This window comes from Archangium lansingense (assembly GCF_026626635.1).
In the GTDB taxonomy this organism is placed as follows: domain Bacteria; phylum Myxococcota; class Myxococcia; order Myxococcales; family Myxococcaceae; genus Archangium; species Archangium lansingense.
In genome coordinates, this window is sequence record NZ_JAPNKA010000001.1 from 5,874,330 (window position 1) to 5,882,602 (window position 8,273).

7 protein-coding genes are annotated in these 8,273 nt (G+C 68.6%); 5 read left to right on the forward strand and 2 right to left on the reverse strand.

Annotated features, from left to right (window positions below):
- Positions 1-67 precede the first annotated feature (67 nt).
- On the reverse strand, positions 68-2,470 hold the full coding sequence (locus OV287_RS24215) for an endonuclease MutS2 (RefSeq protein WP_267542408.1): 2,403 nt from the start codon (positions 2,468-2,470) through the stop codon (positions 68-70).
- An 80-nt stretch (positions 2,471-2,550) separates the two neighbouring features.
- On the opposite strand from OV287_RS24215, the gene OV287_RS24220 reads away from it, so the two are divergent.
- Genes OV287_RS24220 through nadD form a run of 5 tightly spaced genes read left to right on the forward strand, consistent with a single transcriptional unit; the run spans position 2,551 to position 7,014 of the window.
- Positions 2,551-3,249, forward strand: a complete 699-nt coding sequence (locus OV287_RS24220) for a tetratricopeptide repeat protein (protein ID WP_267536402.1) — start codon at positions 2,551-2,553, stop codon at positions 3,247-3,249.
- A 60-nt stretch (positions 3,250-3,309) separates the two neighbouring features.
- Positions 3,310-4,566 (forward strand): adenylate/guanylate cyclase domain-containing protein, encoded by a 1,257-nt coding sequence (locus OV287_RS24225; RefSeq protein ID WP_267536403.1) that lies wholly within the window; start codon positions 3,310-3,312, stop codon positions 4,564-4,566.
- A gap of 17 nt (positions 4,567-4,583) precedes the next feature.
- Entirely contained in the window at positions 4,584-5,777 is a 1,194-nt protein-coding gene (locus OV287_RS24230) for an exo-beta-N-acetylmuramidase NamZ family protein (protein WP_267536404.1), read from the forward strand.
- A 20-nt stretch (positions 5,778-5,797) separates the two neighbouring features.
- Positions 5,798-6,457, forward strand: coding sequence for a hypothetical protein (locus tag OV287_RS24235; RefSeq protein WP_267536405.1), 660 nt, complete (start codon positions 5,798-5,800; stop codon positions 6,455-6,457).
- Positions 6,454-7,014 (forward strand): nicotinate (nicotinamide) nucleotide adenylyltransferase, encoded by a 561-nt coding sequence (gene nadD, locus OV287_RS24240; protein ID WP_267536406.1) that lies wholly within the window; start codon positions 6,454-6,456, stop codon positions 7,012-7,014. Before OV287_RS24235 ends, nadD begins: the two co-directional genes overlap by 4 nt.
- Before the next feature lie 12 nt (positions 7,015-7,026).
- Here nadD and hppD read toward each other — a convergent pair whose 3' ends face one another.
- Positions 7,027-8,133 carry a 4-hydroxyphenylpyruvate dioxygenase gene (gene hppD / locus OV287_RS24245; protein ID WP_267536407.1) on the reverse strand — a complete coding sequence of 369 codons (1,107 nt, stop codon included), beginning with the start codon at positions 8,131-8,133 and terminating at the stop codon, positions 7,027-7,029.
- Between the last annotated feature and the right edge of the window lie 140 nt (positions 8,134-8,273).

Below are 8,273 nucleotides of genomic sequence, written 5' to 3' on the forward strand. Positions count from 1 at the left end.
GGGGGCAACCCGGGGGACAGGTACCCTCCCCCCGTCCCTCTCCCGGGGGGAGAGGGGTTGTTGGGGCTCAGGCCCTCAGGGCCACCACCGTGACTCCGTCTCCGCCCTCGTGGTTCTCTCCCGGTCGGAACATGCGGATGTACGGCGAGGCCGCCAGGTAGTCCCGGATCGCCTGCCTCAGCGCTCCCGTCCCGTGCCCGTGGATGATCAGCGCTGATTCCTCGCCGCTCCTCATCCCCCGGTCCAGGAAGGACTCCAGCTCCGCCAGCGCGTCCTCGGCCCTCATGCCTCGCACGTCGCAGCGGTAGTTCGTCGCCTCCACCGCCTCCGGTGCCGCCGCCTTCGCCCTCTGAAGCTGCTGCACCTGCTTGTTGCGCTCCGGGAACTTCGCCTCCTTCGGCTTCGCCACCCGAGAGCCCGACAGCTCCGACACCGACACCCGCATCTTCATGATGCCCGCCGCCACCAGCGCCTGCTCCCCGTGCAGCTCCAGGATCTCCACGTCCTTGTTCAATCCCGAGTGCCGCACCCACGCCCCCACCCGCAGATCCGCCGGCGCCGGGGCCTCCACCTGGAACAGCTCCGCCCTCGCCGCCTTCGCCCGCTGGTTGGCATCCTCCGCCCGCTGCAGGAGTTGCGCTCTCGCCTCGGCCGCTGCCTTCTCGTTCGACTGCGCCCTCAGCACCTTCAGCAGCTCCTGCACCTCCGTCGCCGCCTGGTCGCTCGCCGCCGCTACTTCCTCGTTGAAGCGCATCAGCCGTGCCTTGCGCTCCCGCTCGAACTGCTGCTTCTGCTCTTCCAGTTGCGCCCGCAGCCGCTCGGCCTCCTCCGCCGCCGCCTTCGCCCGGTCCAGCTCGTCCTGCAGCTTGCGCCGATCCTCCTCCGCCGCCGCCAGCGCCTTCGCCAGCGCTCCTCCCGCGTTCATCGCCAGATCGCGCGCTCGCGTACAGATGTGTTCCGGCAGCCCCATCCGCGACGCCACCTCGATGGCCGACGACGCTCCCGCCGCTCCCAGCTGCAGCTTGTACGTGGGCGCCATCTTCTTCGCGTCGAAGCCCACCCGCGCGTTCAGGAAGCGCGGATCCAGGTGTGCCAGCGCCTTCAGCTCCTCCAAGTGCGTGGTCACCAGCACCACCGCTCCCTTGGTCAGCAGCTCCTCCAGCACCGCGATGGCGATCGCCGCGCCCTCGCGGGGATCCGTGTCCGCCGCGATCTCGTCGATGAGCACCAGCGAGTTCTTCCCCACCGTCAGGGAGATGTCTCGCAGCATCACCACGTGCGCACTGAACGTGGACAAGCCCTGCGACAGGTCCTGCGCGTCACCCACCGTCGAGTGCACCGTGCGGTAGAGCGGCATCCGCGAGCCCTCGCCCGCCGGAATCGGCAGGCCCGCTCGCAGCATCAGCGCGCACAGGCCCACCGCCGTCAGCGTCACCGTCTTGCCGCCCGCGTTCGGACCCGACACCACCATCGCCCGCGCCTCGCCCTTCATCTCCACGTCGTTGGGCACCACCTCGGTGTCCCTCAGCACCAGCCTTGGGTGCCGCAGCCGCAACAGCATCAGCTCGTTCACCCCGGAGAACTCGGGCGCGTGCGCCCTCAGGTCTCCCGCCAGCACCGCCGCCGCCTCCACCTCGTCCAGCTCCGCCACCGCCGCGATTCCCTCGAGCACCTTCGCTGACTCGCGCCCGAGCAGGTTCGTCAGCTCCTGGAGGATCCGCCGCTCCTCCTCCGTCACCACCGACTGGGCAATGGCCAGGTCGTTGCCCATCCCCACCAGCCCCTCGGGCTCCACGAACAGCGTCTGCCCCGTCTGGCTCGCGTTGTGGACGATGCCCGGCACCTCACCCCGGTAGTTGGACACCACCGGCACCACGTACCGCCCATTGCGGATGGTGTAGTAGTTCTCCCGCAGCTTCGGCAGGAAGCTCTCGTCGTGGAGCTTCTCCTCCAGCCAGCCCTTGATGCGCCGGTGCAGCCCGCGCACCCTGTCTCTCGCCTCGCGCAGCTCCGGACTCGCCCGGTCGGAGATCTCCCCGTCCGCCTCGAAGCTCCGGTCGATGCGCACCGCCAGCTGCTCCAGCATCGGCAGCCGCCGGGAGATGGCCGCCAGCCGGGGCACCACGTGCTGCCGCTCCTCCAGCGCCTCACGCGTGCGCACGAAGGCGAACAGCAGCTGCGCCGACGCGATGAGCTGCCGGGGCTCCAGCAGGCCGCCCTTCGAGGCCAGCTCCAGCGCTCCGCGCAGATCCGTCACCCCACCGAGGGGCAGGGAGAACTGCTCCTGGGCCAGCCGCCGGGCCTCGGTGATCAGCTCGAGGGACTCCGCCACCTGCTCCTCGGTGTCGAGGAACGGCCGGGCGAGCGCTCGCTCCCTTCCGGGTTCGGTGCGGCAGCGATGGGCCAATGCGCGGAGCACATCCGCGAATCCAAGGTCTTCGAGCGTTCTCTGAGCAATCTGCACGGTCATGGGTTTCATGCGCCGCCGGGGCGCCCGTCAAGAAGAAGGTAGGGTTTTGAAAGCCAGTTCCGCTCTGCTATCTGCCCGCCATGCTCTGGCTAGTGGTGGCGGGCACGCTCGCGGCGGCCATGGACGCATCGGCTCCCGGGGACCTGACAGCGGCTTTGGCCCGGGAGGCTTCGGGTGACAGCGCTGGGGCCCTGGAGTCCGTCCAGGCCGTGGTCCGCGTCTGGCCCGCAGAGGCTCTCCCCCGGTTGGAGGCGGCTCGGCTGTTGATAAAGCTGGGCGGCAACCTGGACCAGGCCGAGACCCATCTCGACGTGGCCGCCGCCGTGGCTCCTGATAACCCCCGGGTCCATTTCCTGCGCGGATTGTTGTGGGAGGAGCGCGGTCAGCCCCTGCGCGCGGCCCGCTCCTATGAATTGGCCGTTTTCTATCGTTCGTCCTACGAGGATGCCCGCTTCCGGCTCGCCGGCCTCTGGGCTTCCCTGGGCGACTGGCTCAAGGCCGAGCTCCACTACCGCTTCCTCGCCCGCGCCCGCCCAGAGTGGGTGCAGGTGCGCCTCCAGCTCGTCCGGGTGCTCGAGGAGCAGGGCAGGGTGGAGGATGCCGAGAAGGAGCTGCTCCGCCTCCAGAGCGAGCAGCCAGCCAACGCCCTGGTCATTCGTCGACTGGCTGACCTCTACGAGCGCACGGGCCGGGCAAAGCAGGCGGCGAAGCTGCGGGCGAGCCTGGAGCCGCCCGCTCCCCCCAAGAGGATGCGTCCTCTGCGCCCGTCGCGCCGGTAGGGAACCTTTCCTTCCCTCTTCGATTGCGCCAGAAGCGTCGCTGCATACACTGCGCCCGCCTTGAAGACCGCCAACCTCGCCATCGCTTTCACCGACATCCAGGGCTTTACCGAGCGTACGAGCCGGCAGACCCTCGAGGAGAATCAGCGCCTTCTCAAGGTGCACCACGATCTCCTCACGCCGATCTTCAAGGCCTTCGGCGGACGCATCATCAAGTCCATTGGGGATGCCTTCCTCGTCACCTTCGAGTCGCCTACCCAGGCCGTGCTCAGTGGCATGGCCATCCAGGATCGGCTCTGGCAGTACAACCGCTCCGCCCAGGAGGCCGAGCGGCTCGACGTGCGCGTGGCCATCAACGTGGGCGAGGTGCGGGTGGAGTCCAACGACGTCTTCGGCGAGCCCGTCAACATCGCCTCGCGCGTGGAGTCCATTGCCGAGGCCGGAGAGGTCTACTTCACCGAGGCCGTCTACCTGGCCATGAACAAGGCGGAGGTGCCCTCTCATGAGGTGGGTGCCTTCGAGCTCAAGGGCATCCCTGGGAAGATCCGCGTCTTCCGCGTGCCTCGCGCGCCCTACCGCGTGGAGGTGCCCTCGGTGGTGCACGTGTCGCCCGGGGCCGAGTCGCCGGTCTCCAACGAGCAGCCGCCCTTCGGCAACCTGGCCCTCTCGCGCTTCTCCGGCTCGTCGCTTGCGCAGGGTCCGGACTTCGCTGCCACCGCGGCCGCCCTGGGCTCCCGCGCGGCCTCCGTCGGCGGGCAGCTCGTGGAGCGCACCCGCACGATCATCCAGTCGGTGAAGGCCGCCCCGCGCTTCCCGCTCGCCTCGCGCAAGCTGATGGTGGGCGGTGGCGTGCTGGCGCTGGTACTCGGCATGGGCTTTGTGCTGCGGGACAGTGCCGCGGAGAACGCCATCGATGATGTGGCCGACGCCTCCTCCAAAGAGGAGAAGCTCAAGCTGGCGGTGGAGGCGCGCAAGCTCATCGACGCGGAGAAGGCCCCGGGGGAGAAGGCCTGGCTCCACGGGCAGCTCGCCGAGGCGCTGGAGGCGCCCAATCAGGCAGTGGGCCACTACCGGAGCGGAGTGAAGGCCGGCCATGGTGACTCGAAGGACCGGCTCATCGAGTTGTTGGAGCATCCGGACTGCCGCGTGCGCGTCACCGCCGCGGAGGAGCTGGGCGACCTGAAGGTGGCCTCCGCGCGCGGCGAGCTGGAGGATCTGGCCGAGGACGGGGGCCCTGGCGAGGAGCCGGGCGCGCTGTTCTTCGGTTGCGACTCGCGCAAGGCGGCGAAGAAGGCCCTGGATCGGCTCGGACACTGAATGTTTTGGGGGATGACATGAGAAGGGTGAAGACGGGACTGGATGTCTGGGTGGAGCAGGGCTTCGCGCCCCTGAAGGGCAAGAAGGTGGGGGCCATCGTCAATCCCACCAGTGTGGACTCGCGCTTCCGCCACCTGGCGGATCTGCTGGCCCAGGCGCCCGGAGTGAAGTTGGCGGCCCTCTTCGGCCCCGAGCACGGCATCCGTGGCGAGGCCCAGTACATGGTGGCCGTGGATGCGGCACGCGACCGGCGCACCGGCGTCCCCGTGCACAGCCTCTACGGCTCCACCTTCGAGTCGCTCTCGCCCCGCCTCGAGTGGTTGCAGGGCCTGGACGCGCTCGTCTTCGACATCCAGGACGTGGGCAGCCGCTACTACACGTACGTCTACACCATGGCCCTGGCCATGAAGGCCGCTGGCAAGGCGAAGGTGCCTTTCTACGTGCTGGATCGGCCCAACCCCCTCAACGGCGTCACCATCGAGGGCAACCTGGTGGGCGAGCGCTATCGCTCCTTCGTGGGCCTGTACTCCCTCCCCAACCGGCACGGCATGACGGCCGGCGAGCTGGCCCGCCTCTTCAATGACGAGCAGGGCTTCGGCTGCGAGCTGACGGTGGTGCCCATGGAGGGCTGGCGTCGCGAGGACTTCTGGTCCGACACCGGGCTGCCTTTCATCTCGCCCTCGCCCAACATGCCCACGCCGGACACGGCGCTCGTCTACCCGGGCATGTGCCAGGGAGAGGGCACCAACGTCTCCGAGGGTCGCGGCACCTGCCGTCCCTTCGAGCAGTTCGGCGCCCCCTGGGTGGACACCGACGCGCTGATTGCCCGCCTGGAGCGCGAGAAGCTCCCCGGTGTTGCCTTCCGTGCAGTTGGCTTCACTCCTACCTTTGACAAGTACAAGGGTGAGTCCTGCAGTGGGGCCTTCATCCACGTCACCGACCGTAACGCCTTCCTTCCGCTGCGTACGGGTCTGGCCATCTTCCAGGCCCTCTACGAGCTGGGCCAGGGCGGCAAGTTCGCCTGGCGGGAGGACGCCTACGAGTTCGTGGACGACGTGCCGGCCTTCGACCTGCTCTGCGGCACGGACCAGGTCCGCCGGGGCATCGAGGCCGGCTGGTCGCTGGATCGTCTGATGGAGGGCTTCGACACCCAGGCCCGGGACTTCGCCAAGCGGAGGGAGCGTCACCTGCTGTACGCTCGAGGATCGTGAGCCAAGACGTCATCGGGATCTTGTCCGACAGCCATGGGGACCTGGCCGCCTTCGACGCGGCCTACGAGCTGTTGCGGGCCAAGGGCGCCCAGCGCTTCATCTTCCTCGGTGGCCGTTATTCCGATCTGGACGAGTGGATCCTCGACCGGCGGGAGCGCAGCCGGGGAGGCCGCGAGTACTCGGGGGCGGACTTCATCGAGGACGTGGCGAAATGGCTCGCCGTCACCGAGCAGAGGCCCCGTCCGCGCTCGCTGTCCATTCCGGACGATGCCCTCAAGGAGCTCGAGGAGGATCCGCTGCTCGTGCGCGAGCACTTCCTGCGGACTCCGGAGCGCGACTCCATCCAGTACCGCGATCCCAGCATCCCCCGGAAGGTGCTGGACATGGTGGGCGACACGCTGTGCTGCCTCACCTATGACAAGAACGATCTGAGCCGGGACGACCTGGTCAACGCGATGATCTTCATCCACGGCAAGGAGTCCGAGCCGAAGCTGGTGCAGATTGGCCCGCGCTTCTTCCTCACGCCGGGTCGGCTGGCCGGGGCCGCGGAGCAGACGTGCGCCCTGCTGGAGCGCGTGGACAAGGAGCTGCGCTTCTCGGCCTTCCGGCTGGATGGGAACGTTGTCCTGGCTCCCCAGACGCTGGCGGTGGATCGCCGCACCAAGCTGTCCGTCAAGTGAGGCCCCCTTTGCAGGTTGCGCTCCTTGGAGGCTCCTTCAACCCGCCACACGTGGGCCACCTGCTGGCAGCCCACTACGTGCGCGCCACCCAGGGCGTGGACGAGGTCTGGTTCATGCCCACGTTCGTCCATCCCTTCCGCAAGTCGACGGCGCCCTTCGAGGACCGCGCGCGCATGTGCGAGCGGATGTGTCAGGACGCCGCGGGTTGGCTGAAGACCTCGCGGGTGGAGAGCGAGGTAGGCAAGGACGGGCGCACGGTGGACACGCTGGAGTTCCTCCAGGCGCGCTACCCGGAGCACCGCTTCGCGCTGATCATCGGCTCGGACATCATCAGGGATCTGCCGAACTGGAAGGACTTCGACCGCATCCAGCGGATGGCGCGCGTGGTGGTGCTCAACCGCGCGGGCTACCCGGCCGATGGCACCGTGGGGCCGCCGTTGGCCGTCGTGTCCTCCACCGATATCCGTGAGCGGCTGGCCCGAGGCGAGCTGCCCTCGGACCTGGTGCCACGCGTGGTGCTCGACTACGCCCGCGAGCACCACCTCTACGGGTTGTGAACCCCTCCGGACTCAGGAGCCAGTGCGCAGGAGTGCCGCGCGGGCGGCCTCCTTCTCCTTGCGCATCATCTCCTGCTCCACCGACTGGTAGAGCGCGCGGACGTTGGCCGCGCCGAAGCCCCGCGCCTGCTTGCGCTGGATGACCTCGAAGAAGAGCGTGCGCCGCTCGTGCACCGAGCGCGTGAACACCTGCAGCAGGTAGCCCTCACCCTCGCGGTCCACCAGCACGTTGCCCGCGCGCAGCACCTCGATGTCTTCCTCCAGCTGGCCCACCCGCGCCGTCATCGCCTCGTAGTAACCGGCCGGGCTGTCCAGCAGCGGGAACTGGCGCTCGCGCAGCCCCTGCGCCGACTCCAGGATGTCGTCGCACAGGAAGGCCAGGTGCTGCACGCCCGGCCCGCGGTGGTTGCTCAGGAAGCGATCAATCTGCCCCGGCAGCTTGCCGGGCATGGGCACCATCATGGGGAAGCACACGCGGCCAGTGGCGTCCTGCACCACCTTGGAGTTCATGCCGCCGTACTGCGTCTCCACGTTCTCCTCGTGGCACTGGTGCAGCCCCAGCAGCCGGCTGTAAGCGTCCACGGTGGCCTGGAGCGTGCCCGGCATCAGGCACAGGGCCACGTGGTCCAGCGTCGCCAGCAGCTTGTTCTCCGAAGCGCCGGACACCACGGACTGGAAGCGGCCGGGCCAGAAGTCGGACTCGGGGGCATCGCGCTGGATGAAGGAGTGCACCACGTCGCCCACCGGCGAGGCCACGGTGGCCCGCACCAGGCGTCCATGGGGGCCCACGTACACACGGGGCTCACGCACGGGCTGCCCACCGCGCCGCAGCGCGTCGTGGAAAGCCGCCGTTGCATCCGTGACGCGCAGCGCCACGTCCTTGATTCCGTCCCCGTGAGTCTCGACGTAGTCGGCGGCCTCGTGCTCGGTCTCCAGGGCCTGGGTGAGCACCAGCCGGATGTGGCCCTGCTGGAGCAGGAGGCTGCGGCTGCCCTGCTGCCCCGTCTCGGGACCCGCCCGGCCCGTTACCCGGAAGCCAAGACCCGTACAAAACGGCTTCGCCGCCTCTTCCACGTTGCCCACATACATCTCGAGGTGGTCGATTCCGACGAAGTTCACGTGCAACTCCCCTTCGCGAAGTTGCCGAAATCCGGTTCAACTGCCCGGTGGTCAACATCGCGTGCGTGTTGGAGCTGCACTTTTACACACCTGGTGACAAAAGGGAATCCCCTTAAGCTTCGTAAACCTGGGAGGTGGGC